Genomic DNA, 25,018 nt, shown 5'->3' with positions numbered 1-25,018 from the left:
GGGGCGTGCTCCTTCGCGGCGGGCCTCAGGGGGCGACGGAGGTGTGGTCGGCGAAGCCGCTGGGGTCGTGGCGGCCGAAGCTGCCGTGCTCGAAGATCCCGTATCCGGTCCGCCCGTCGAGGGTGAAGCGGGCGGCGTGGTCGGTGACGCCGTAGGCGGCCATCGGGTGGGCGGCCGGGTCGGACAGGTCGTAGACCTGCCGGTCGGTCCAGCCGCGCCCCTGCCAGGTGCCGTGCTGCCAGCCGTCGGCGGGCGGGTAGCCGGCGCCGACCGCGAGCGGCGAGGAGGCGAGGATCTCGACGCCGAGTTCGAGGGGTTTGCGGGACTGGTCGGTGAGGTGGATGACCGCGCGTTCGGGGTGGCGGGTGCCGGGGCGGTAGGTGATGTCGGCCTGCGGCCAGCCGAGTTGGGCGTCGGGGTGCCCGTCGCGCACCAGTACCGCCTCGTTCAGGGTGCGGTAGCCGTCGGCGTCCTCCTGAGCGACGACCATCACGAACCGGTCGTCGAACCGGGCCGGGACCCACAGCCAGTGGAAGCCCTCGGGCCGGTACTCGTCGCCGCGCCCGGCGTCCTCGCCGGGGAGCGGCCGCACCCCCCAGCTGCGGTCGCGCGTCCCGGTCCACTCCCCCGCCGTCACGGCCGTCTCCTCGCCGCCGACGCGGATCACGCCCTCGCACCGGCCCGCCTGCACGAACCGCCGCCCCTCCAGCGTGAGCCGGTCGCCCCGGCGCTGCACGTGATGGGGTTCCCACAGCGCGGGGAAGTCCGCGTTCCAGACGATGTCGTACGAGAGTGAATTCGGGTCGCCCGGATCGGGAGCGCAGTGCAGGCCGAGGCGGCGCAGCGGGACGTCAACGGTGATCCGCAGGGGGCCGACGGCGAGGTTCATACGGTCGTCCGTGAGGGCGTCGGACGCACGGACGGCGTGCAGGCGGTCGCCCACGCGGAGGGTGGCGTAGGCGTCGATCACCCCGGTGTTGGGGTAGACCCCGAGGCCCGCGATGAGCAGGGCGCGGCCCTGGTGGTCGAAGACGTGGAAGATGCAGCGGTCGTAGGCGTTGCGGTCACCGGTCACGACGTGCTTCATCGAGAGCGGGGCCTGGTGGATGGGGTACTCGTCGAGCGGGACGGGTCGGTCCTGGGGCGGCATGAGCAACCTCCGGCGCAAGTAGAAAACCTGACGGTACGTCAGCTCCCCGCCACCCCGCCATACCCCGAGCGCGCCCCCTGCACCCCAGGGAGTCCCCCGCCCACCCGTGACGGGGGTCGGAGACGTCAACTGCCGGGCCACGCCCGGACCCCAAGCGCGAACTCCACCCGCCCCTCAGGGAGTTCCCCACCCACCCACCCGTGACGGGGGTTGGAGGGTTCCGCCCCTGGGGCTGCGCCCCAGCCCCCCGCGGGGACTTCGTCCCCTGCACCCCTCCCGGGGCTCCGCCCCGGCCCCCCGCCTCGCCCCCGAAAGACGCCCACCCTCAAACACCGACCAAGCCAAAACCACCCCGCCCCCACCCAAGGGCCCCAGGGCCAACACCCCAGCCCCCCACACCCTCAGGGGCGCGAGGAACTGCGCGAACAACCCCACACGACCGGAAGCCGACAATCCACCGGGGCCAGGGAGCCGCACCACCACGCCCCCCCCCCCGCACCCACACCCCCCAGGGGCGCGGGGAACTGCGCGAACAACCCCACACGGCCGGGAAGCCGACCACACACCGGGGCCAGGGGGCCACACCACTACGACCTCCTGCACCTACACCCCCAGGGGCGCGGGGAACTGCGCGAACAACCCCACACGGCCGGGAAGCCGACACCACACAGGGGCCGGGGCCCGCACCACCACCCCCCGCGGGTCAGACGGCGCGGGAACCACGCGGAGCCGCCGCACGGTCGAGGTCCCAACAAGGCTCAAGCTCGCGGGAGTTCAGGTGAGGGACGGGGCCGCCGCAGGGCCCCGCGGAGGGCTGCCGCGGCCGGATCGGCGTGGGCAACGCCGCGGCACCCCGGCCGACGGGGTGGAGGCGCGACGAAGGGGCGCGGGGGCGGCGGGGTTCGGACGTACGGCCGAATCTTCCCGGGGGTGACCCCCGCGCGGCGGGTCGCGTTGGCCAAGCCATGAGTTTGCTTCATTCGACCGCACCCGGCCGAGGACGACGCCGGCTCGCGCCGCCCACCCCCGCCACCCCCACAGAAGAATCGGTTCTGCGGCACGCTGACGCGCCCATCTACCAGGCCCTGCTACACCATTGGGCCAGCAAGGGGCGGACCCTCCCGGGCCACCGGGACCAGGAGTGGGCCCGGCTCGCGGCGGCCCCGGTGTGGCCGGGGCACGGCGCGGCGGGGGTCAGCGGGTCTCCGGACCCGCGAGGTGGCGGGCGATGACCATGCGCTGAATCTGGTTCGTGCCCTCGACGATCTGAAGCACCTTCGCCTCGCGCATGAACCGCTCGACGGGGAAGTCGGCCGTGTAGCCGTAACCCCCCAGGACCTGGACCGCGTCCGTGGTCACCTTCATCGCGGCGTCCGTGCAGAACAGCTTGGCCATCGCGGCCTGGCGGGAGAACGGGCGGCCGGCGTCGCGGAGCCGGGCGGCGGCCAGGTACAGCGCGCGGCCCGCCTCGATCTGGGTCGCCATGTCGGCGAGCATGAAGCGCAGGCCCTGGAAGTCGGCGATGGGACGGCCGAACTGCTCGCGCCCGGTGGCGTACGCGAGGGCCTCGTCGAGGGCGGCCTGGGCGACACCGATCGCGCAGGCCGCGATGCCGAGCCGCCCCGAGTCGAGCGCGGAGAGGGCGATCGCGAAGCCCTGGCCCTCCTCGCCGACCCGGCGGGCGTCGGGGACGCGTACGCCGTCGAAGTGGAGCTGGGCGGTGGGCGAGCCCTTCATGCCCATCTTCTTCTCGGGCGCGGCCGCGCTCAGCCCCTCGGCGTCGCCCGGGACGAGGAAGGCCGTGATGCCGCGGGCGCCCTCACCGCCGGTGCGGGCCAGCACGGTGTAGAAGTCGGCGATCCCGCCGTGGGTGATCCAGGCCTTGGTGCCGGTGATGACCCAGTCGCCGCCGTCCCGCACGGCCTTGGTGCGCAGCGAGGCGGCGTCGGAACCCGAGGAGGGCTCGGAGAGGCAGTACGCGCCGAGCAGGCCGCCGCCGAGCATGGCGGGCAGGTGCTCGGTCTGCTGCTCCTTGGTGCCGTAGCCCGCCAGCGCGTGGCAGGCGAGCGAGTGGACGCTCACGCCGAGGCCGACCGTGAGGCGGGCCGAGGCGAGCTCTTCGAGCACCTGGAGGTAGACCTCGTAGGGCTGGTCGCCGCCGCCGAACTCGGAGTCGTACGGGAGGCCGAGGAGGCCGGATTCGGAGAGCAGGGTGAAGATCTCGCGCGGGAAGTACCCGGCGTCCTCCTGCTCGGCGGCCCGAGGCGCGATCTCCCGCTGGACGATGTCGCGCACCAGCGCGACGAGGTCCCGGGCCTCTTCGGTGGGCAGCTGTCGTTCCACCGGCTGTGGGGCACGGTCGGGCATGGCGGCGCTCTCCTCCCTGTCGGGCGCTTCGACGGCCGCACGCGCAGGGTGTGGCGGCGCCGCCGGTGACTCTGCTCTACGGCCGTTACCTTCCCCTCCGGGTCACGGAAGTAGCAGGCGGGTGGCCGTGGCGCTGTGAGTATGCCCGATCGGACGCGTCCCGTCACTGGCCCCAAGATCACGATTTCCACCGGGTCCCCAGCGGCGACCAGCGCTGGAATCCGGCACTCCGGAATTGGTCCGCACCATTGACCGCACTGGTCTAGTCCTTCTAGCGTTCCCTCCAGCGACTTAGTGCGTTCATGTCAAAGCAGTCGTGCCCGGCCCCCGCTCTCCCCTTCCCCACGAGGAGATCACGATGCTCGGACCCCGTCCCGCCCGCCTCAGAGCGCTGATCGCCGCCGCGTGCACCGGCGCGCTCGGCGTCACCCTGCTCGCCGGCGCGGGCAGCGCCACCGCCTCCCCCGACCGGACCCCGCAGACCCCGCGCGCCGCGGCGGCGGGCTCCAAGGTCGTCGGATACTTCACCGACTGGGGCGTCTACCAGCGCAACTACCACGTGAAGAACATCGAGACCTCGGGCTCGGCCGCCCGGCTGACCCACATCAACTACGCCTTCGGCAACGTCACCGGCGGCAAGTGCGCCGTCGGCGACGCCTACGCCGACTACCAGAAGACGTACGACGCCGCCTCCAGCGTCGACGGCACCGCCGACAAGTGGGACCAGCCGGTGGCCGGCAGCATCAACCAGCTCCGCGAGCTCAAGAAGAAGCACCCCGGGCTCAAGGTCCTCTGGTCGTTCGGCGGTTGGACCTGGTCGGGCGGGTTCGGCGAGGCCGCGAAGAATCCCGCCGCGTTCGCCGACTCCTGCTACGGCCTGGTCAAGGACCCGCGCTGGGCGGACGTCTTCGACGGCATCGACGTCGACTGGGAGTACCCCAACGCCTGCGGGCTCACCTGTGACACCAGCGGGCGCGAGGCCTTCAAGAACCTTCTGGCGGCGCTGCGTTCGAAGTTCGGCCGCTCCAACCTGGTCACTGCCGCCATCACCGCCGACGCCTCGCCAAAGGGCAAGATCGACGCCACCGACTACGCGGGCGCGGCCCAGTACGTCGACTGGTACAACCCGATGACGTACGACTTCTTCGGCGCCTGGGCGGCCCAGGGCCCGACCGCCCCGCACTCGCCACTGACCTCCTACAGCGGGATCCCCACGCAGGGCTTCGACACCGACGCGGCGATCAGCAGGCTCAAGGGGCTCGGCATCCCGTCGGGCAAGCTCCTGCTCGGCATCGGGTTCTACGGGCGCGGCTGGACGGGCGTGACGCAGAAGGCGCCGGGCGGCACCGCGACCGGGCCCGCGGCGGGCACCTACGAGCAGGGCATCGACGACTACAAGGTGCTCAGGTCCAAGTGCCCCGCCAACGGCACCGTCGCGGGGACGGCGTACGCGTACTGCGGCAACAACTGGTGGAGCTACGACACCCCGGCCACCATCGCCGGAAAGATGACCTACAAGAACCACCAGGGCCTCGGCGGCACCTTCTTCTGGGAGCTGAGCGGGGACACGAGCAACGGTGAGCTGATCAAGTCGATCCACTAGAACGGGAGTTGAGCGCTGGGGCGGTCGGCCGTCGCCGACCGCCCCGGCGGCATGCCCGGATTCAGGCCGACGGCTCCGGGGCGGGGCAGGACGGCTCGAATTCCTCGATGGTGTCCAGGGTGTGGCGCAGCATCCGCACCAGCAGCTCGCGCACGGTGTCGCGCGGCGGCTCCAGGACCCCCAGCCAGTCGAGCGTGACGCTCTCCACGGTGCCCAGCCAACCGACCAGGGCGAGCCGGGCGAGGGCGGGTATCTCGCGGCTGCCGTAGGCACCCTCGGCGATGGTCGCTATCAGCTCCTCGCGCACCGCGTCCCGGATGGCCTGCACCTGGGTGTCGAAGCCGACGCCGCCGCTGACGATCGTCCGGTAGGCCGCCTGATGGTGCTCGGCGTACCGGAGGTAGCCGTCGATGGTGCGGTGGACCCGTTCGGCGCGGGGCAGGTCGGTGTCGCTCGCCGCACGCGACACCAGGTCCGCCACGGAGTCCTCGACTATGGCCAGGTAGTAGCCCCGTTTGGACTTGAAGTAGTAGTAGATCAGCCCCTTCGCGACCCCGGCGTGCTGAGCGATGTCGTCCATCGACAAGGCGTCGTAGGAGGTGTCGGCGAACAACTTCCGGCCAGTCGCGATGAGTTCGGAGCGGCGGACCTGGGATTTTACGGTCGTTCCGCGCTGTTGACTATTATTCAAATCCGGCCCTACTCTCCAACTGCCACAGGATGCCCGCAGTATGGCAGACCTGCATTCGCACTCCCCCTGCACCGGCTTTCGCGGGTTCGACGGATCGTACGGGAGGACCAAGTGAGCGCAGCCAAGCGGCCGTTGGCCGAAGGCGGAACCGCCTGGAAGAAGACCGCGGTCGTCGCCCTGCCGGCGGTGGTCGCCGTAGGGATCATGGCCAACGTGATGGCCGAGGGCGCGCTGGCCGCGTCCTTCGCGGTCTCCGGCACCAGCTTCCAGGTCGCGTCGGGGAAGCTGACCAGCTCGGGGCTCTCCTCGTACGTGCAGACCGACAAGTCGGTCGACGGGAAGGGGCACCCGGTGGCGCTGCTCGGCATCGGCGACGCCCGGCTCAGCGACATCTGCCAGTCCGCCGAGGTCAGCACCCCGGTCGGCACCGTGGTGTTCAAGCTGACGGCGGGCGGCGACGCGGGTGAGGTCACGGCCAGCAACCTGGTCATCGACGGCGAGGACCTGGTCGGCGACGCGCAGTTCGGCACCGCCCAGATCGGCCGGGACGCCTCGACGCTCGACGCGGTCAAGGGAGTTCAGGGCGAACCGGGCAAGTTCGGGCTACAGGCCGGGAACATCGAGGTCAACGGCGTGAAGTCGCACGCCTGGTCGGCGACCGGCGGGAACTTCCGGCTGAAGGGGATGAAGGTCGATGTGAGCATCGGCGGCAAGAAGTGCTTCTGAGACGACTGGCGCTGCTCAGACCCCCGCGCACCGGCCGGAGTGCGCCGGCCCAGCGGCCGCCCGTGCGGGTGCAGGGCGACCCGCGGGCGGGCGAGGGCCTGTGGCCGGGGGCCGCGGCCCCCAGCCAGGCTGTCGGTCCACTCGCCGGGCCCGTTACCGGCGCGCGGACCGGCCAGGGCGCGGGGCCCCGCGCCAGTGAGGGGACGGGGCCCCGCGCCGGCGAACCGCGAGCCGCCTCCTGGGGCGGTCCCGCCCCAGGCGAGACTCCGCGAGGCCTCCGGTTCCCGGCCCTCGACGAGCGGCTCCCGCTGCCCGAGGCCCGGCGCGCGTTCCGGGGCTGGCGGCGCACGCGGCCCTTCTGGGCCGGGCTCTACCTCGTCCTCGGCGGTCTCGAACTGCTCGTGGTGCCGCTGTCCCCGCTGACCATTCTGGTCAGCCTCGGGCTCGGCGGGATCGCCGCGATCGGCATCGGACTCGCCCTCGTCGCGGCCGGGCTCTTCCTCTGGTTCCTGCCGCACACCCGGCAGTACGTGTCCGTCAACGCCCTGATCCTGTCGGTGCTCTCCTTCGCCGCCACCAACCTCGGCGGCTTCCTGGTGGGGATGGCCCTGGGCATCACGGGCAGCGCGATGGGCTTCGGCTGGACACCGAAGGAGGAGGAGCGGGTGCCCCGGGTGCGCACCCAGCGCACCCTGGCCGCGGCCCTTCCGGTCGCCCTGCTGGTCACGCTCGGCGGGCACCGGATCGAGCAGGCGCCGCCGCCGGGGACGGTGACCGCCCCGGCGGTGCCGCCGACGGTCACCACCACCCGGTTCTCCCCCAACGGCTTCCTGCTCGCGGGGGTGACCACCGTGCCCACCGCGCACGGCCCGCTCAAGGTCATGATCCTGAGGATGACGTCGGCCTCGCTCACCGACTACCGCCTCCACACGCGCGACGGCCACGACGAACTCACCCTGGGCGCCAGCTCGTTGGACCTCAAAGGCCATGTGACGCTCTACCTCACCAAGTTCAGCGGCTGCCTCGAAGGGCTGCTCTGCATCACCTTCGACCCCACCACCCTGCCGGTGCCGCCGGTCGTCCCGCCGTTCGTCTTCATGACCGACGTGACGGCCGAGCAGGCGCTGGTCACCTCGGACTCGATCGTCGCGAACGGACTGACGCTGGGGGCATCGTGATCCCGATCCAGGCCGCCCTCTTCTGGGCGTACGCGACCGGAGCGGTCTTCGCCGTCTCGGCGGCCCGCCAGCTCCAGTGGTGGCAGCGCTCGGTGCACGAGGAAGGGGTGCGCACCCGCAGCCGCGCCGCCAACCCGTACCTGACGCTGACCGTGCTGTTCGCGGCCGTGCTCCTGGTGCCGACCGGGCTGTTCATGATGTGGCAGAACCCGTCATGGGCGACCATGCAGGTGGCCCGGGACCACCACGGGATCTGGGCCGGGTTCGTGCTCTGCTACGCGGGCGGCACCGTCGTGGCCGCGCTGCTCGGCTTCCTCGTGGCGCAGTGGCTCGTGCTCGTGGGCGCGGGCTACTGGGCCTATCTGCAGAGCGTGGGCGGGCACTTCCTGCTGTTCGGGATGCTCGTGCACGGCTGGGACGGCACGGGCTACCGGCGGCTGCTCACCACGAGCCAGGGGGCGCTGCGGGAGTGGCCGAAGGACAGCGTCGTCAACGACCTGCTGCGCTTCCTCACGTCCGGCACCTTCCTCGCGCTGCTGATCCTCGGCGCCGCGGTGCTCGGCACCCTCCTGATCACCGAGATCGGCTGGCTGATGGAGGGCTGGGAGCTGCCGGGCGCGGACGAGGACCGCAAGGTGGGCCGGGTGCTCGCGGTGGCGATCGCGGCGGCCGGGGTCTACGGGCTGCCGTTCATCGGCGCCGTCGCCGCGAGCCTGCTGGTGCGCCTGGCGGGGTGGCCGGTGGGACTGGTGGTGTTCGCCGCGGTGGCGGGCGCCGTTCTGCTGGCCCGGCGCTCACCGGTGCGGCTGCTCTACGGCCTGGTCGGCATCCCGGACCGGCACTGGAAGGCCGAGCTCGACCTCGCCCCCGCGTCGTAGCTACAGCAGGCCGGACTGCGTGACCAGCATCGCCAGGACCACCACGAGGGTCCAGCCGAGGACGTGCTCCAGGATCTTGGGGCCGGTGTCCTTGGGGCCGCCGGTCCGGGCGCGGAGCTCGGCCAGCGCGCGGGGATCGTCGACGGTGGTGGCAGGCAGGGTCATGGGAACTCACTCGGTCGTGTGGCGGTGCACGGTCCCCCCGGTGACCTGTCCACAGTGCCAGCGGACCGCGCCCCGGGGGTAGAGACGTTCGTCACTGCCCCGGGACGCCGGGGACCGCTCAGTGGATGCCGACCGCCGCGAGGGCCTTGCGCTGCCTGGCCGTCGGGTACGCGGGCCAGTACAGGTAGCAGACGCCCCCTGTGCCCGACACCACTTTCCCGGAGGCGTTGTGGCGCTTGGTCCGCAGCCAGATGTTCTCGAACTCGCGCCGGCGGTAGACGCGGCGCACGGCCGCGTCGTCCGGGGCCGCCGGGTCGTGGGCGATCACGTCGCCGTCGTCGGTGAAGCCGATCACCGTCATCAGGTGTCCCGAGGTGCCGTAGCCCGCACCGGTCAGCTCGGTCGCCAGGAAGGACTGGGACGTTATGGCCGGGATGCCCGCGCGGACCAGCGTCTCCACGTCGTTCAGCGAGCGCAGCCGGGTCACGACGGAGCTCATGTCCCGGTAGGTGGCGGCGTACGCGGCGTTGAAGGGCCAGTTGCCGCAGCCCGCGTACTGGTAGTCGTAGGTCCCCCGGGCGGCCTGGCACACCTGCGGGTCCGCGTAGGAGGGGTCGACCCAGGCGAGGTCGGCCGGGCTCGGCCGCCGCCCCCAGTGCTCGATGATCATCTGCGAGGAGGTGGGGCTGCACCAGGCCTCGCCGCCGTTGTCGTACTGCGGGTACTGGCCCTTGTGGATCTCCTGCGAGTAGCTCGGCACGTCCAGCTCGCCCGCGAACCCCGGGGTCGAGGCGTCCACCGTGAAACGGTCCGGGATGTCGGATGCCATGGCGCCGACCCGCCACACCGTCGGCGTGAGCCCGCTGCCCGGGAGCCGGTAGAGCGTGACCCGCAGCCGGTAGGAGGCCAGGCGCAGGCCGCCGGCCGGGGTGTCGATGGCGAAGGTGTCCGTCGAGATCGAGCTCTTGCCGTCGCCCTGGCCGTCCACGGAGGTCCGCCGGATGTCGGTGTCGCCGTCGCCCGCCGTCCAGCGGCCCATGACGTACGCCGGGGTGGCGGTGCCGTCCGTGTAGGTGCCGAGCAGTTCGACCTGGAGCCAGGTGCCGGCCGGGGTGCGGGCGTTCCAGTGGGCGACGGCCTCGGTCGCGGGCACCTCGCTCCGGTGGACCGGCGAGGTCCAGCTCGCGTACTCCCAGGTGGCGGTCCTGTTGGTGTGCGGGTCGGTGTACGAGGTGGTTCCGGCCGGGCGGTCGATGACGATGCCGGGTCGGCGGCCCCCCTCGGTACGCACGCCGTCCGCGGTGCCGGAGCGCCATTGGGCGTGCGTGGTCCAGGCCTGGTTGTCCACGAGCTGCGGTCCCTGCTGGGGTCGGGCCGCGCCGCCGGAGGCGGTCGCGGGCCCCTGGGACGCGGACGCGGGTCCTGCGGATCCGGCCACGGCGGCGCCCGCGGCGAGGGCGACGGCCGCGGCGAGGACGGTTCTGCGCGGGGTTGGGCTGGTCACGGTGGAGACCCCCAGTCGGGTGCGGATGCGGCGGCGAGTGCACGACAGCGGGCCAACTATCGCGGGTCGAAGGCACCTTCGGCCAGTGATTCGGCACGCGCCCCACCGCCAATATTGGTCTCGACCACTGGCGTGACCTGGGCATGAGCCGGAAGCCGCGAGTCCCGGGGCCCGGCGGTGGGCCCGGGCGCAGCCTCGCGCCACACCCCCGGACGCCGGGGTACCGTCGACATCCCCCGCTCCCTCCCGGGCGCGCGGGCCGCTCACCGCACCCACCGAACCACCAGGCAGGACGCCATGGACAGCACACCCCCCCCTGACACCGCCGTGGCCGAACTGGCCGCTCTGGTGCGGGAGTTGCCCCCGTCCTGCGGGCCGGTGCGGCTGGTCGCGGTGGACGGCCACGCGGGGTCCGGCAAGTCCACGTTCGCGGACCGCCTCGCGCGGGCGCTGGGCGGGGCGCCGGTGCTGCACCTGGACGATCTGGCCACGCACGAGGAGTTCTTCGGCTGGACGGACCGCCTGCGCCGGCAGCTGCTCGACCCCCTCGCGCGCGGCGAGAGAGGCCGGTACGAGCCGTACGACTGGAATCTGCGGCGCTTCGGGGCCGCGCGCGCCGTGGCGCCCGCGCCCGTGGTCCTGATCGAGGGCGTCGGCGCCGGACGCCGGAAGCTGCGGCCTTCCCTGGCGCTGCTGGTCTGGATGGAACTGGACGCACAGGCGTCCTGGGCGCGGGGCCGGAGCCGCGACGGAATCGGACTCTCCGCTTTCTGGGACGACTGGACGGCGGCGGAGATGTGCCATTTCGCGGAAGACCCGTCGAGACCCTTCGCCGACGTCCTGGTACGTCAGGTGCGGGAGGGGTACGAGTGGCTCCCGGGACCCGATTCGACACCCTGCGAGGCCCGTCCGCTCACGCACCGTGACGACCTCACCCCACCGCACTGAAGAGTCGCAAAACAGCCCCCGCAGTCCCTCAACTCCGCTTGACCCAGGGGCCATACAGGTCTTACGTTCTCAATGTGCGGCTTTCCGAAGCCGCCGCGGACGCGAAGCCCCCGGTTGTTCCCCCGTGATCGGGGGCTTCGTTCTGCCCTTTCCCCCTCAACGAGCCCGTCACGCAGGGCATTTCGCTCACCCTGGGTCACCACCGGAGCTCCCTCCGCGCCCCCTTCGGCAGCGGGCCTTTCCGCAGGTACGATGCACAACGGTGCGGTCAACTCCCGTCAATTCCCTTCTGTGAATTGGCGGTTCAGCACGGGGCACGGTGGTGGGGGACGTGATGGACTTCGGCACTACGGGCGCGCACGCCCCGGCCGAGCTCGCCTGGCTGCGCGGTGTGGACGCCTACACCATGGGCGCGTATCCGCAGGCCGAGGAGGAGTTCCGCACGGCGGTGCGGCTCGACCCCTCGATGGCGGACGGCTGGCTCGGACTGCACGCCCTGCGCGTGGACACGACGACCGCGCTGCTGCGCATGTACCGGCACCGCGAACGCTTCGGCGAACAGCGAGCGGGCCACCGCAGGACCCTCAACTCCTGGTACTGGCTCGGCTGGTGGGTCCAGCCCGTCCTGGAGAGCCCGCGCGATCTGCTGCTCGCCCACGCCTCGCACTGGCTGGACGGCCGCCATGTGCCGGAACTGGACCGGGCGTTGGCCGGGCTGCCTCCCGTCGACACCGACCCGCAGGTGCGCTTCCTGCACGCCTGCCGGGCCTATCTCGTCAAGGACTGGGAGCAACTGGTCCGCCACACCGAGCCGTTGGTCGACGATCCGCTGCTCGGCATCGAGGCCGGTCTCTTCGGCGGGATGGCCCGGGTGCGCCTGGAGATGTTCGGCCAGGCCGAGCCGCTGCTCTCGGCCGCGCTGATGCGCTGCCGCAGCGAACAGCCCCAGCGCAAGGAGCTGCGCTACTGGCTGGCCCGCGCCCACGAGGGCACCGGCCGCTCGGCCGCGGCCCTCCCCCTGTACCGGGCGGTGCACCGCGTCGACCCTGCGTTCATGGACACCTCGGCGCGGCTGACCGCGATCACCGAGAACGACGGGTACGACGGCTCCGCCGACTCCCCCGACCTCGCCGCTGTCGCCCTGTCCGGCTTCGGCGACACGGTGGAGGCGGAGGCCGAGTCCGTGCTCGGCCTGGATCCGCCCGAGGGCCGCGAGCTCCGGCTGGGCGGCGAACCCCAGGCGCCGCCCGCCGGCCCGCCGCGCGGGGCGCGCGACGGCGTACGGGACAAGCCCGGCATCCCCTCGCAGCCGACGCCCCCGCAGTTCCCCGCCGGGCCCACCGATCCCGTCCTGCTCGCCGAGGCACTCGCCGAACTGGAGCGGATGGTGGGCCTCGAACCGGTCAAGCGTCAGGTCAAGGCGCTGTCCGCGCAGCTCAACATGGCCCGGCTCAGGGCCAGTCAGGGCCTGCCCGTCCAGCCGCCGAAACGTCACTTTGTCTTCTCCGGCCCCTCCGGCACCGGCAAGACCACCGTGGCACGCATCCTGGGCCGCGTCTTCTACGCACTCGGACTCCTCGGCGGCGATCACCTGGTGGAGGCCCAACGGGCTGACCTGGTGGGCGAGTTCCTCGGCCAGACCGCCGTCAAGGCCAACGAGCTGATCGACTCGGCGCTGGGCGGCGTCCTCTTCGTCGACGAGGCCTACTCGCTCTCCAACTCCGGCTACAGCAAGGGCGACGCGTACGGCGACGAAGCGCTCCAAGTGCTCCTCAAGCGCGCCGAGGACAACCGGGACCACCTGGTGGTCATCCTGGCCGGCTACCCCGAGGGCATGGACCGGCTGCTCGCCACCAACCCGGGCCTGTCCTCCCGCTTCACCACCCGCGTCGACTTCCCCTCCTACCGGCCCCTCGAACTCACCTCGATCGGCGAGGTGCTGGCCGGGGAGAACGGGGACGCGTGGGACGAGGAGGCGCTGGAGGAGCTGCGCTCGATCAGCGGGCACGTCGTCGACCAAGGCTGGATCGACGAGCTCGGCAACGGCCGCTTCCTGCGCACCCTGTACGAGAAGAGCTGCGCCTACCGGGACCTGAGGCTGTCGATGTATCCCGCCACGCCCACCCGCGACGACCTCTCCACCCTGCGCCTGCCCGATCTGATGCAGGCGTACGGAGAGGTCCTGTCGGGTCGCGGCCCCGCCCGCCGCGACCCGCAGGAACCGCTCTAGCGGCTAGCCGGCCAGCGCCTGCTGGGCCTGTTCGCCGCGCGGCTCGGCGAGCCGGGCGAGCGCGGTGGGCTCCTCGCGGTGCGCGGGGTCGCGGACCTCGCCCACCAGCTTCTCCAGGACGTCCTCCAGGGCGACCAGGCCGAGCACCCGGCCGGAACCGTCCGCGACCTGGGCCAGGTGCGTCGCCGCGCGGCGCATCACGGTCAGGGCGTCGTCCAGGGGCAGTTCGGCCCGCAGCGTGGCGAGCGGGCGCCACAGCTGCTGCGGCACCGCACGCTCCCGGTCCTCCACGTCGAGTACGTCCTTGACGTGCAGGAAGCCCATGAAGGCGCCACCCTCCGCGCACACCGGGAAGCGGGAGTAGCCGGTGCGTACCGTCAGCTCCTCCAGCTCCCTGGGCGTCACCGAGCAGTCCACCGTCACCAGTGAGGCCCGGTCGAGCAGGACGTCGGTGACGGGGCGGCTGCCCAGTTCCAGGGCGTCCTCCAGGCGTTCCTGGGCCTCCGGCTCCAGGAGCCCGGCCTGCCCGGAGTCCTCCACGAGGCGGCCGAGCTGGACGCTGGTGAAGACGGCCTCCACCTCGTCCTTCGGCTCGACCCGGAAGAGTCTCAGAATCAGCCGCGCGCAGGCGCCGAGCGCGATGGTCACCGGCTTGCAGACCCGGGCGAAGGCGACCAGGCCCGGGCTGAACCAGAGCGCGGTCTTCTCGGGCGCCGCCATCGCCAGGTTCTTCGGGACCATCTCGCCGATCACCAGGTGGAGCGAGACCACCAGGGCGAGCGCGATGACATAGCCCAGCGGGTGGACGAGCCCCTCGGGGATCCGGGCCGCCTGGAACACGGGCTCCAGGAGCCGGGCCACGGTCGGCTCGGCGACCGCGCCGAGCGTCAACGAGCAGACGGTGATGCCGAATTGGGCGGCGGCCATCATCTGCGGCAGGTTCTCCAGGCCGTGCAGCACCTGGCGGGCCCGCGAGGACCCGGCGGCCAGCGGTTCGATCTGGCTGCGGCGCACCGAGACCAGCGCGAACTCGGCGCCGACGAAGAAGCCGTTGGCGAGCACGAGCAGCAGCGCGAACAGGAGTTGGAGCAGGCTCATCGGACCGCCTCCGCCACCGGCGCGTCGGCCGCCCGCACGAAGCGGACCCGCTCCGCGCGGTACCGCTCCACCCGGCGGACCTGGATGCGCCAGCCGGGCAGCTCGACCCGGTCACCGGGAACCGGGATGCGGCCGAGCAGGTCGGCGACCAGGCCGGCCACGGTCTCGTACGGTCCCTCGGGGGCCTCCAGGCCTATCCGGCCGAGCGAGAGGACCCGGCAGCTGCCGTCGGCCTCCCAGGCGGGACGGCCGTCCTCGCCCGCCACGACGGCGAGTTCGGGCCGGGCGGCGTCCGCGCCGTCGTGCTCGTCGCGGACCTCGCCGACCAGTTCCTCGATGATGTCCTCGAGGGTGACGACGCCGGCCGTGCCGCCGTACTCGTCGACGACGACGGCTATCGGCTGCTCGCTGCGCAGCCGCTCCAGGAGCTGCTGCACCGGCAGCGTCTCCGGGACCAGCAGCGGCGGCACCGCGATCAGGCCGACCGCGGTGCGCAGCCGCTCCGGCGGCCGGACCGCGAGCGCGTCCTTGAGGTGGACCATGCCCACGACCTCGTCGATCCGCTCCCGGTAGACCGGAAAGCGGGAGAGGCCGGTGGCGCGGGTGAGGTTGAGGACGTCGGCCGCGGTCGCGGTGGTCTGGAGCGCGCTGACCTTGACGCGCGGGGTCATCACGTTCTCGGCCGTGAGGTGGCCGAGCGAGAGGGTCCGTACGAACAGGTCGGCGGTGTCCTGCTCCAGGGCTCCGGCCCGCGCCGAGTGCCTGACCAGGGAGACCAGTTCACCAGGGGTGCGGGCGGAGGCCAGCTCGTCGGCGGGCTCCACGCCGAGCGCCCGCACCAGGCGGTTGGCGACCGTGTTGAGCAGGGCGATGACCGGGCGGAAGAGCCGCGAGAAGCGGTCCTGCGGCCCGGCCACGAAGCGGGCCACGTGGAGCGGCCTGGACACCGCCCAGTTCTTCGGCACGAGCTCGCCGACCACCATCTGCACGGCGGCCGCGAGCAGCATGCCGAGCACGACGCTGATGCCGGAGACCGCGCCGGCCGGCAGACCGGTGGCGCCGATGGGTCCGTCGAGCAGGTCGGCGAGCGCGGGCTCGGCGAGCATGCCGACGACGAGCGAGGTGATGGTGATGCCGAGCTGGGTGCCGGACAGCTGGAAGGACAGCTCGCCGAGCGCGCGCACCACGGTGCCGGCTCTGCGGTCGCCGTCGGCCGCGGCCCGCTCGGCGTCCGGCCGGTCGACGGTGACCAGGCCGAACTCGGCCGCCACGAAGAAGCCGTTGGCGAGGATCAGGAGGAAGGCCGCGAAGAGCAGCCCAAGCGTGATGGTCATGCCGCCGCCTCCTGGGAGGGGGCGGCGCAGGTACTACCGGACGGTCCGTCCATTGCTGGAGGGAGTCACTCCTCGGGTCGCAGGTGCCCCGCGGCCGATGGTGCAGGCCCGTGTGCGGGGCGGGGCGCGCTCGGCGCCGCCGACATCAGGGTAATCAAGATGGTGCCAGGTGGGGCAGGGGGCTCAGCCGTTGTCGCCGGGCGCGCCGGGGGAATCGGCCCCGGTGCCGTGGGTCTCGGCGAGCGCGCGCAGCGCCTTGGCGTCGCGGATGGCGCGGGCCTTGCCGATGCCGGGCTGGATTCCGAGCACGGGCAGGCTGGTGCCGTCGCTGAGGTCGAGGAAGACCCAGGGGTCGCCCGGACGGAGGTTCACCCGGAGGATCTCCGCCCAGGCGAGGCGGCGCCGTGCGGTGAGGTTGACGACCGTGACGCCCGCGTCGTCGGCGACCACCTTGGGCCGGCTGAGCAGCACGAGCACCCCGGCGAACAGGGCGGCCATGAGGATGAAGCTGCCCCGCTCGCCCCCGCTCAGCGTCTCCAGGAGCAGCGACATCACCGTCATCGCGACGAACATGGCGGCGGCGCTGATCAGCAGGACGGCCCGGGTGCGGGTCGGCCTGAACGTGATCGGCAGGGCGGGGGGCAGGGGGGCGGGGGCGGACACGGTGTCGTTCGCTTTCGGTCGCTGTCGTCGCGGTCGTGCGGCCGGCCGTCAGAGGCGGCAGGCGTGGATGGCCGTGGTGAGGATCGCCCGGGCACCCAGCTCGTACAGGTCGTCCATGACCCGCTGGGAGTCCTTGGCGGGGACCATCGAGCGGACCGCGACCCAGCCCTCGTTGTGCAGCGGGGAGATGGTCGGCGACTCCAGGCCGGGGGTGAGCGCGACGGCCCGCTCCAGGTGTTCGGCGCGGCAGTCGTAGTCCATCATCACGTAGCTGCGGGCCACGAGGACGCCCTGGAGGCGGCGCAGGAACTGCTCGACCTTCAGCTGGGTGGCACCGTCCGCACCGGCGCCGGTGCGGCGGATGACGGCCGCCTCGGACTTCATGATCGGCTCGCCGAAGACCTCCAGGCCCGCGTTGCGCAGCGAGGTGCCGGTCTCCACGACGTCGGCGATGGCCTGGGCGACGCCCAGCTCGATCGCGGTCTCCACCGCGCCGTCGAGGTGCACCACGGAGGCGTCGACGCCGGCCTCGGCCAGGTGCTTGGCGACGATGCCCTCGTAGGAGGTGGCGATCGTTTTGCCCGCCAGGTCCTGGACGGACGTGACGGTGCCGGGCTTGGCGGCGAAGCGGAAGGTGGAGCGGGCGAAGCCGAGCGGCAGGATGACCTCGGCCTCGGCGCCGGAGTCGATCAGCAGGTCCTCGCCGGTGATGCCGATGTCGAGCTTGCCTGCGGACACGTAGATCGCGATGTCCTTGGGGCGCAGGTAGAAGAACTCGACCTCGTTGACGGGGTCGACGGTGACGAGTTCCTTGGACTCCTTGCGCATCCGGTAGCCGGCCTCATGGAGCATCGCCGACGCAGGTCCGGACAGTGAACCCTTGTTGGGGACGGCGATGCGCAGCATGAGGTCAGCTTCCTTGTGTGGACGGAGTCGTACGGCGTTGCCCGGACCGGTGGGCCGGGCCCGGGGTGCTTACAGGTGGGCGTAGACGTCGTCGAGGGAGATCCCGCGCGCGACCATCATCACCTGGACGTGGTACAGCAGCTGGGAGATCTCCTCGGCGGTGGCTTCCTTGCCCTCGTACTCGGCGGCCATCCAGACTTCGGCGGCCTCCTCGACGACCTTCTTGCCGATGGCATGGACGCCCTTGTCCACCAGCTCGGCGGTGCGGGAGGTGCTGGGGTCGCCGCTGGCGGCCTTGAGCTGGAGCTCGGTGAAGAGCTCTTCGAAGCTCTTGGTGGGTTTGTTCGCCATGATGCTTCTTAGGGTAAGGGGTGGGTTCCGGTCGCTCAGCGCCAGGGTTCGCTGACCGTGCGCAGCGTGGCCGCGGTGGCCACGGCGGCGGTGACCGCTTCGTGCCCCTTGTCCTCGTTCGACCCTTCGAGGCCGGCCCGGTCCAGGGCCTGCTCCTCGGTGTCGCAGGTCAGCACGCCGAATCCGACGGGTACGCCGGTGTCGACGCTGACCTGGGTGAGACCGTTGGTGACACCTTGACACACGTACTCGAAGTGCGGGGTACCGCCCCTGATCACGACGCCGAGCGCGACGACGGCATCGTAGCCGCGGCCCGCGAGGACCTTGGCCACGACCGGCAGTTCGAAGCTGCCCGGGACGCGCAGCAGCGTCGGCTCGTCGATGCCGAGTTCGTGCAGGGCGCGCAGGGCGCCGTCGACGAGTCCGTCCATCACCTTCTCGTGCCACTGTGCCGCGACCACGGCGACACGGAGGTCTCCGCAGTTGCGTACGGACAGTTCGGGTGCGCCCTTGCCACTCACGTGCTCTCCTCAGGTGTTCCGGTGTGCTTACTGGCTTACTGGTTGCCGCAGGCCGACGCCGAGGCGGCGTCGAGCCACGGAAGGTCGTGCCCCATGCGGTCCCGCTTGGTGCGCAGGTAGCCGAGGTTGTGCTCGCCCGCCTGGACCGGCATGGGCTCGCGCCCCGAGACCGTCAGGCCGTGCCGTACCAGCGCGGTGATCTTGTCGGGGTTGTTGGTCATGAGCCGCAGGCTGCGCACGCCGAGGTCGGCGAGGATCTGGGCGCCGGCCGCGTAGTCGCGGGCGTCGGCGGGCAGGCCGAGCTCCAGGTTGGCGTCGAGGGTGTCGCGGCCGCGCTCCTGGAGTTCGTACGCGCGCAGCTTGGACAGCAGGCCGATGCCGCGGCCCTCGTGGCCGCGCAGGTAGACCACGACGCCGCGGCCGGCCTCGGTGATGCGTTCCATGGAGGCCTGGAGCTGGGGGCCGCAGTCGCAGCGCAGCGAGGAGAAGATGTCTCCGGTCAGGCACTCGGAATGGACCCGGACCAGGACGTCCTCGCCGTCGCCGACGTCGCCGTGCACCAGCGCGACGTGCTCGACGCCGTCCACGGTGGAACGGTAGCCGAAGGCGGTGAACTCCCCGGCCGCGGTGGGCAGTTGGACCTCGGCCTCGCGGCGCACCGTCGGCTCGGCGGAGCGCCGGTAGGCGATCAGGTCCTCGATGGAGATGATCGTCAGGCCGTGCTTGCGGGCGAACGGGACGAGTTCGGGCAGGCGCAGCATGACGCCGTCCTCGCCCGCGATCTCGACGATGGCGCCGGCCGGGGCGAGCCCGGCGAGCCGGGCGAGGTCGACCGCGGCCTCGGTGTGGCCGTTGCGCACAAGGACGCCGCCGGGCTTGGCGCGCAGCGGGAAGACGTGGCCGGGGCGGACGAAGTCACCGGAGCCGGAGTGGCCGTCGGCGAGCAGGCGCAGCGTGGTGGCGCGGTCGGCGGCCGAGATGCCGGTGCTCACGCCGTGCGCGGCGCTCGCGTCCACCGAGACGGTGAACGCGGTCTTCATCGACTCGGTGTTGTGGTCGACCATCTGCGGCAGTTCGAGCCGGTCGAGGTCCTCGCCCTCCATGGGCGCGCAGATCAGGCCGCGGCACTCGCTCATCATGAACGCGACGATCTCGGGGGTGGCCTTCTCGGCGGCGATGACGAGGTCGCCCTCGTTCTCGCGGTCCTCGTCGTCGACGACGACCACCGGCCGGCCGGCCGCGATGTCGCGGATGGCCTGCTCGACGGGGTCGAGGGCGAGGTCCTCGCGGTTGTCGGTGGAGTACCAGGTGGGCGCGTGCGTGGTCATGCCGTCGCTCCTTCCAGGACGGGCTTGACGCTCGTGCGCGAGCGCAGCCACCAGTCGCGCAGTCCCCACAGGACGAGCGCGCCGTAAATGACGTAGACGAAGCCGGAGAAGGCGTAGCCGTTGGCGAAGTTCAGGGGCACGCCGACGACGTCGACGAGCAGCCAGGCGAACCAGAACTCGACCATGCCGCGGGCCTGGGCGTACATGGCGACGACGGTGCCCACGAAGACGTAGGCGTCGGGCCACGGGTCCCAGGACAGGGCCGGGTAGGCGGTGAACAGGCTCGCGACGGCGACCGTGCCGACGGCCGCGCCGGCGAGCAGGAGGGCCCGCTCGCGCCAGGTGGCGAACCGCACGGCGATGGTGCCGTCCTGCGCCTGCCGCCTGCCCCGGCTCCAGGCGATCCAGCCGCCCGCGGCCACGGTCATCACGACGACCTGTTTGCCCGCGCTGCCGGAGAGGTGACCGGCGGCGAAGGCCACGAAGAGGACGAGGCCCGAGACGAACTGGGCGGGCCAGGTCCATATGGACCGGCGCCAGCCGAGCGCGAGGGCGATCAGGCCGATCGTGTTGCCGGTCATGTCCGACCACTTGATGTGCTGTCCGAGGACCGTGAAGGCCTCGCCGTTCAGCCAGTTCACTGCGCTCACTTGTCGTTCCCCCCGTAGCCGGCGCCGAGCAGTCGCTCGACGTACTTCGCGATGACGTCGACCTCGAGGTTGACCGGGTCGCCGGGCTGCTTGATGCCGAGCGTGGTCAGCGCGAGGGTGGTCGGGATGAGGCTGATGGTGAAGTGGTCGGCCGCGGCGTCCACGACCGTGAGGCTGACGCCGTCGACGGTGATGGAGCCCTTCTCGACGACGTAGCGGGAGAGGTGTGCGGGAAGGGCGATCTTGACGATCTCCCAGTTCTCCGAGGGCGTGCGCGCGAGCACCGTGCCGGTGCCGTCGACGTGGCCCTGCACGATGTGCCCGCCGAGGCGGCCGCCGACGGCCATCGGCCGCTCCAGGTTGACGCGGGAGCCGACCTCCAGGGCGCCGAGGCTGGAGCGCAGGAGCGTCTCCTCCATCACGTCGGCGGTGAACTCGCCGTCGCCGAACTCCACGACGGTCAGACACACGCCGTTGACGGCGATCGAGTCGCCGTGCCCGGCGTCCTCGGTCACGACGGGGCCGCGCAGACGGAAGCGGGAGGCGTCACCGAGGTTCTCGATGGCGGTGACCTCGCCCAGCTCTTCGACGATTCCGGTGAACACGTTCAGCGCTCCTTGGCGAGAGGGGTGGCGGTGATGCGCAGATCGGGGCCGATGCGCACGGTCTCGGTGATGTCGAGCCGCAACGCCTCGGCGATGGTGGAGATTCCTGCTCCGGCGAGCGCGGTGGGACCGGCGCCGAGCAGGGCGGGTGCGAGGTAGCCGACGACCCGGTCGACGGCGCCCGCGGCGACGAAGGCCCCGGCGAGGGTGGGGCCGCCCTCCAGGAGTACGGAGCGCACCCCGCGGGTGTGCAGGGCGGCGAGCAGCGCCCGGATGTCCAGACCGGTGGCGGTGCGCGCGATGCGCAGGACCGCGTCCGGGGGCAGGTGGGACGCGTCGGCGTCGTCGGCGACCGCGATCAGGGTGGGTGCCGCGTCGTCGAGGATGCGGGCGCCGGGCTTCACCGCGGTGGCGCCGGTGTCCACGGCCACGCGCAGGGGCTGGGTCGCCCCGTCGATGCCGCGGACCGCGAGGTGCGGGTCGTCGGTGCGGGCGGTGCCGGAGCCCACGACCACGGCGTCGCACTCGGCACGCAGCCGGTGGACGTCCGCGCGGGACTCGGCGGAGGTGATCCAGCGGCTGGTGCCGTCCCCGGCGGCGGTGCGCCCGTCGAGCGTCGCCGCGTACTTCCAGGTGACGTGGGGGCGGCCGAGGCGTACGGAGGTGAGCCAGGCGGTGTTGACCGCCTCGGCCTCGTCGCCGAGGAGCCCCTGCTCGACCTGGACGCCGGCCGCGCGCAGGGTGTCGGCGCCGCCGGTCGCCTGCGGGTTCGGGTCGCCCACCGCGTACACGACGCGGCTGACGCCGGCGGCGATGAGCGCCTGGGCGCAGGGGCCGGTGCGGCCGGTGTGGTTGCAGGGCTCCAGGGTGACGTACGCCGTGCCGCCGCGAGCGGAGGCGCCCGCGGCTTCCAGGGCGTGGACCTCGGCGTGCGGGCCGCCGGCCCGCTGGTGGAAGCCCTCGCCGACGACCGTGCCCGAGGCGTCGGTGATGACGCACCCGACGACCGGGTTGGGGCTGGTGGAGCCGAGCCCACGCGCGGCGAGCTCAATGGCTCGGCGCATGGTGGCTGCGTCGGCTGGGGTGGCCACCGGGTCCTCCTGCCTCTTCGGGCACGGACTCCGGGGCCTGTCGATGACGACAGAGAGCGGGAAACAGACCATCGCGCACAGCTCACGCCACGGCCGAAAGAGACCGGTGCCTTGACGGGCGACCGGTAACAGACGGCCGGCGCGACCGTGGAACGGTCCGCCCGCCGCGCACTGCCTCCCATCCGGACTTTCACCGTCGGTCCAGGAATTTCACCTGGTCAACCGGCCGCTGGATGCGGACGGGTCGCGGACTATTACCGCCGGTTCGGAATTACACCGACCCCGGAGTGCGCTGCTGCTGGTACAGGGCCAGTGTGCCACGCCTGATCGAAGGCCATGCGAGTGAGTTGCTGTGGCCTGGCTCACAGAATGGCCTGATTCGAGCGGCACTCCAGCGCGGCCCGGCGGGGGCACAAGGCCGAGGCGTTCCCTTTGGTCCATACCTATTGACGCACTGGTCTAGTCCTTTTAATCTCTGCGTCACCTCCGAGGAGAGGCCCGCCGGTGTGCGCACGCCGGGGCCGCGCACGACCACCGCCCTGTTCGTTGTGTTCCGCCCCGACCTCCCAGGAGGAACCGCTCGTGCTGTCCCCCACCCGCAGACGGGCCGCGCTGCTCACGACCGCCACCGCGGTCGCCGGGCTGCTGTTCGGCTCGCTGTCCACCGGCGTCTCGCACGCCGCCGTCGACAACGAGGCCTGTCGTCCCGACGGCCTCTACAAGACTCCGGGCGTCGACGTCCCGTACTGCTCGGTGTACGACACCGACGGCCGCGAGAAGATGGGCGCCGACCACCAGCGCCGCGTCATCGGCTATTTCACCGGCTGGCGCACCGGCCAGGACGGGACACCCGCCTACCTGGCCCCGGACATCCCGTGGGACAAGGTCACCCACGTCAACTACGCCTTCGCGCACGTCGGTCCGGACAACAAGATCTCCGTCGGCTCGGACAGCGAGAAGAACGCAGCCACCGGCATGACCTGGCCCGGTGTCGCGGGGGCCGAGATGGACCCCTCACTCCCCTACAAGGGCCATTTCAATCTGCTCAACAAGTTCAAGAAGCAGCACCCCAACGTGAAGACCCTGATCTCCGTGGGCGGTTGGGCCGAGACCGGCGGCTACTTCGGTGACGACGGCAAGCGGGTCGGCTCCGGCGGCTTCTACTCCATGGCCACCAACGCGGACGGCTCGGTCAACCAGGCGGGCGTCGACACGTTCGCCGACTCGGCGGTCGCCTTCATCAAGAAGTACGGCTTCAACGGCGTCGACATCGACTACGAGTACCCGACGACGATGAAGGACGCGGGCAACCCGCTCGACCTGACGATCTCCAACGGCCGCCGGGCCGGTCTCGTCAAGGGCTACGCGGCGCTCATGAAGTCGCTGCGCGAGAGGCTCGACCGCGCGGGGGCGGCCGACGGAAAACACTATCTGCTGTCCGTTGCCGCACCGTCGTCCGGCTATCTGCTGCGCGGCATGGAGACCTTCCAGGTCCAGCAGTACCTGGACTACGTCAACATCATGTCCTACGACCTGCACGGCGCCTGGAACAGTTACGTCGGCCCCAACGCCTCGCTCTTCGACGACGGCAAGGACGCGGAACTCGCGGCCGCCGGCGTCTACTCCACCTCCCAGTACGGCGGGATCGGCTATCTCAACGCCGACTGGGCCTACCACTACTTCCGCGGCTCGATGCCGGCCGGGCGCATCAACATGGGCCTGCCGTACTACACGCGCGGATTCGAGAACGTGCAGGGCGGCACCAACGGACTGTGGGGCAAGGCGCCCTCGACCACCTGCCCGGCCGGGTCCGGGCTCACCACCTGCGGTGACGGCGCCGTCGGCATCGACAACCTCTGGCACGACCTTGACGCCAACGGCAAGGAGGCCCCGGCGGGCTCCAACCCGATGTGGCACGCCAAGAACCTGGAGAAGGGGATCGTCGGCGACTACGTCACCCGGTACGGCCTTCCCGCCTCCACCCAGCTGACCGGCAGCTACGTACGCAACTACGACTCCACGCTCGTGGCGCCCTGGCTGTGGAACGACCAGAAGAAGGTCTTCCTGTCCACCGAGGACGAGCAGTCCGTCGGCGCCAAGGCCGACTACGTCGTGGACAAGGGCATCGGCGGCACCATGGTCTGGGAGCTGGCCGGCGACTTCGGCTGGAACGCGGCCAAGGGCCAGTACGAGCAGGGCTCGACCCTCACCAGCACGATGTACGACAAGTTCAAGTCGGCCGCCCCGTACGGCAACAAGCGCTCCACGATCGCTCTGCCCGCCCAGGCGCTGAACATCGGCGTGGACTTCGGGCAGTTCCCGCTCGGCGACTCCAACTACCCCATCAGCCCCAAGGTGACGCTCACCAACAACACCACGGCGACGCTGCCCGGCGGCACGGAGTTCCAGTTCGACTACGGCACCTCGGCCCCGGCCAACGCCAAGGACCAGTCCGGCTTCGGCACCACGATCGTGCGCAGCGACCACACCGCGGCGAACAACATCGGCGGCCTCAAGGGCGACTACAACCGCGTCTCGCTGAAGCTGCCGAGCTGGCAGTCGCTGGCTCCGGGCGCCTCGGTCACCCTCGACTTCGTCTACTACCTGCCGGTTTCCACTCCCTCGAACTGGACGGTGACCTTCGGTGGCAAGACCTACGCCCTGGCCGGGGACCACACCCGGGGCGCGACCGTGAGCGACCCCGGCACGTCCTCGCCCTCCCCGGCACCGACCCCGACGGCCTCGGGAACCGGCGGCCCCTCGCCGTCGCCCACGCCCTCCGGTGGCACCTGCGCGGCGCCGCTCTGGTCGGCCGGATCCGAGTACGGCGGCGGCGCGACCGTCTCGTACAAGGCACACACTTGGAAGTCCAAGTGGTGGACGAAGGGCGAGGAACCGGGTACTACCGGTGACTGGGGAGTCTGGCAGGACCTCGGCGCCTGCTGATCCGGCTCCCCGCCCCTTGCGCCCGGCGGCGGTCTCCCGGCCCTTGGCCGCCGTCGGGCTCCGCCGACCTGATGCACCGTCACAT

At 71.8% G+C, this 25,018-nt stretch carries 22 protein-coding genes and 1 riboswitch; of the genes, 7 read left to right on the top strand and 15 right to left on the bottom strand.

Translation table 11 applies throughout. From position 1 onward, the window contains the following. Positions 1-25 precede the first annotated feature (25 nt). On the bottom strand, positions 26-1,150 hold the full coding sequence (locus AC07F3_RS24660) for an Rv3169 family protein (RefSeq protein WP_479116601.1): 1,125 nt from the start codon (positions 1,148-1,150) through the stop codon (positions 26-28). 1,194 nt (positions 1,151-2,344) lie between these two features. After that, entirely contained in the window at positions 2,345-3,517 is a 1,173-nt protein-coding gene (locus AC07F3_RS24655) for an acyl-CoA dehydrogenase family protein (protein ID WP_479116600.1), read from the bottom strand. A 358-nt stretch (positions 3,518-3,875) separates the two neighbouring features. On the opposite strand from AC07F3_RS24655, the gene AC07F3_RS24650 reads away from it, so the two are divergent. Continuing rightward, entirely contained in the window at positions 3,876-5,120 is a 1,245-nt protein-coding gene (locus AC07F3_RS24650) for a glycoside hydrolase family 18 protein (RefSeq protein WP_479116599.1), read from the top strand. Between the two features lie 61 nt (positions 5,121-5,181). Here AC07F3_RS24650 and AC07F3_RS24645 read toward each other — a convergent pair whose 3' ends face one another. Next, positions 5,182-5,811 (bottom strand): TetR/AcrR family transcriptional regulator, encoded by a 630-nt coding sequence (locus tag AC07F3_RS24645; protein ID WP_479116598.1) that lies wholly within the window; start codon positions 5,809-5,811, stop codon positions 5,182-5,184. Positions 5,812-5,922: 111 nt separating this feature from the next. On the opposite strand from AC07F3_RS24645, the gene AC07F3_RS24640 reads away from it, so the two are divergent. From AC07F3_RS24640 to AC07F3_RS24630, 3 genes are all read left to right on the top strand, one after another. Then, entirely contained in the window at positions 5,923-6,537 is a 615-nt protein-coding gene (locus AC07F3_RS24640; protein ID WP_479116597.1) for a DUF6230 family protein, read from the top strand. Positions 6,538-6,599: 62 nt separating this feature from the next. Continuing rightward, positions 6,600-7,715 carry a DUF6114 domain-containing protein gene (locus AC07F3_RS24635; protein ID WP_479116596.1) on the top strand — a complete coding sequence of 372 codons (1,116 nt, stop codon included), beginning with the start codon at positions 6,600-6,602 and terminating at the stop codon, positions 7,713-7,715. Then, positions 7,712-8,593 (top strand): hypothetical protein, encoded by an 882-nt coding sequence (locus AC07F3_RS24630; protein WP_479116595.1) that lies wholly within the window; start codon positions 7,712-7,714, stop codon positions 8,591-8,593. Before AC07F3_RS24635 ends, AC07F3_RS24630 begins: the two co-directional genes overlap by 4 nt. Here the strand turns inward: AC07F3_RS24630 and AC07F3_RS24625 are convergent, their stop codons facing one another. Next, on the bottom strand, positions 8,594-8,758 hold the full coding sequence (locus AC07F3_RS24625) for an SCO1431 family membrane protein (RefSeq protein ID WP_469838976.1): 165 nt from the start codon (positions 8,756-8,758) through the stop codon (positions 8,594-8,596). Positions 8,759-8,876: 118 nt separating this feature from the next. Continuing rightward, positions 8,877-10,262: a C39 family peptidase gene (locus tag AC07F3_RS24620; RefSeq protein WP_479116594.1), complete on the bottom strand. Its 1,386-nt coding sequence runs from the start codon at positions 10,260-10,262 to the stop codon at positions 8,877-8,879. Between the two features lie 297 nt (positions 10,263-10,559). On the opposite strand from AC07F3_RS24620, the gene AC07F3_RS24615 reads away from it, so the two are divergent. Together AC07F3_RS24615 and AC07F3_RS24610 are read left to right on the top strand one after the other, a co-directional pair. Further along, positions 10,560-11,210, top strand: a complete 651-nt coding sequence (locus AC07F3_RS24615) for a uridine kinase family protein (protein ID WP_479116593.1) — start codon at positions 10,560-10,562, stop codon at positions 11,208-11,210. A gap of 334 nt (positions 11,211-11,544) precedes the next feature. Beyond that, entirely contained in the window at positions 11,545-13,440 is a 1,896-nt protein-coding gene (locus tag AC07F3_RS24610; RefSeq protein WP_479116592.1) for an AAA family ATPase, read from the top strand. A 3-nt stretch (positions 13,441-13,443) separates the two neighbouring features. Here AC07F3_RS24610 and AC07F3_RS24605 read toward each other — a convergent pair whose 3' ends face one another. The 10 genes from AC07F3_RS24605 to ribD all read right to left on the bottom strand — a co-directional run bounded on the left by AC07F3_RS24605 (position 13,444) and on the right by ribD (position 21,987). Then, positions 13,444-14,538 (bottom strand): hemolysin family protein, encoded by a 1,095-nt coding sequence (locus AC07F3_RS24605; RefSeq protein ID WP_479116591.1) that lies wholly within the window; start codon positions 14,536-14,538, stop codon positions 13,444-13,446. Continuing rightward, a complete protein-coding gene (locus AC07F3_RS24600) occupies positions 14,535-15,872 on the bottom strand; it encodes a hemolysin family protein (protein WP_479116590.1) in 1,338 nt (445 codons plus the stop codon). Before AC07F3_RS24600 ends, AC07F3_RS24605 begins: the two co-directional genes overlap by 4 nt. Positions 15,873-16,055: 183 nt before the next feature. Continuing rightward, positions 16,056-16,535, bottom strand: coding sequence for a PH domain-containing protein (locus AC07F3_RS24595; RefSeq protein ID WP_479116589.1), 480 nt, complete (start codon positions 16,533-16,535; stop codon positions 16,056-16,058). Between the two features lie 48 nt (positions 16,536-16,583). After that, positions 16,584-17,441 carry an ATP phosphoribosyltransferase gene (gene hisG, locus AC07F3_RS24590; protein ID WP_479116588.1) on the bottom strand — a complete coding sequence of 286 codons (858 nt, stop codon included), beginning with the start codon at positions 17,439-17,441 and terminating at the stop codon, positions 16,584-16,586. 69 nt (positions 17,442-17,510) lie between these two features. Next, complete coding sequence (locus tag AC07F3_RS24585; RefSeq protein WP_479116587.1) at positions 17,511-17,792, bottom strand: phosphoribosyl-ATP diphosphatase; 282 nt, start codon at positions 17,790-17,792, stop codon at positions 17,511-17,513. Between the two features lie 35 nt (positions 17,793-17,827). Next, complete coding sequence (gene ribH / locus AC07F3_RS24580) at positions 17,828-18,313, bottom strand: 6,7-dimethyl-8-ribityllumazine synthase (RefSeq protein ID WP_114038075.1); 486 nt, start codon at positions 18,311-18,313, stop codon at positions 17,828-17,830. Positions 18,314-18,348: 35 nt separating this feature from the next. After that, entirely contained in the window at positions 18,349-19,641 is a 1,293-nt protein-coding gene (locus tag AC07F3_RS24575; protein ID WP_479116586.1) for a bifunctional 3,4-dihydroxy-2-butanone-4-phosphate synthase/GTP cyclohydrolase II, read from the bottom strand. Continuing rightward, positions 19,638-20,282, bottom strand: a complete 645-nt coding sequence (locus AC07F3_RS24570; RefSeq protein WP_479116660.1) for a nicotinamide mononucleotide transporter family protein — start codon at positions 20,280-20,282, stop codon at positions 19,638-19,640. The genes AC07F3_RS24575 and AC07F3_RS24570 overlap by 4 nt, the downstream gene beginning before the upstream one ends. A 5-nt stretch (positions 20,283-20,287) precedes the next feature. Beyond that, positions 20,288-20,896: a riboflavin synthase gene (locus AC07F3_RS24565; protein WP_479116585.1), complete on the bottom strand. Its 609-nt coding sequence runs from the start codon at positions 20,894-20,896 to the stop codon at positions 20,288-20,290. Positions 20,897-20,898: 2 nt separating this feature from the next. Further along, complete coding sequence (gene ribD, locus AC07F3_RS24560) at positions 20,899-21,987, bottom strand: bifunctional diaminohydroxyphosphoribosylaminopyrimidine deaminase/5-amino-6-(5-phosphoribosylamino)uracil reductase RibD (RefSeq protein ID WP_479116584.1); 1,089 nt, start codon at positions 21,985-21,987, stop codon at positions 20,899-20,901. Positions 21,988-22,151: 164 nt separating this feature from the next. Continuing rightward, positions 22,152-22,282, bottom strand: a riboswitch (FMN riboswitch). Positions 22,283-22,569: 287 nt separating this feature from the next. Between ribD and AC07F3_RS24555 the strand changes: the two genes are divergently transcribed. Then, positions 22,570-24,933, top strand: coding sequence for a chitinase C-terminal domain-containing protein (locus AC07F3_RS24555; protein ID WP_479116583.1), 2,364 nt, complete (start codon positions 22,570-22,572; stop codon positions 24,931-24,933). Positions 24,934-25,018: the final 85 nt, after the last annotated feature.

The sequence above is a fragment of the Streptomyces sp. NPDC045846 genome (genome assembly GCF_056431605.1).
The sequence above is the reverse complement of the archived record's forward strand: the minus strand, read 5'-3'. Positions and strand labels throughout refer to the sequence as shown.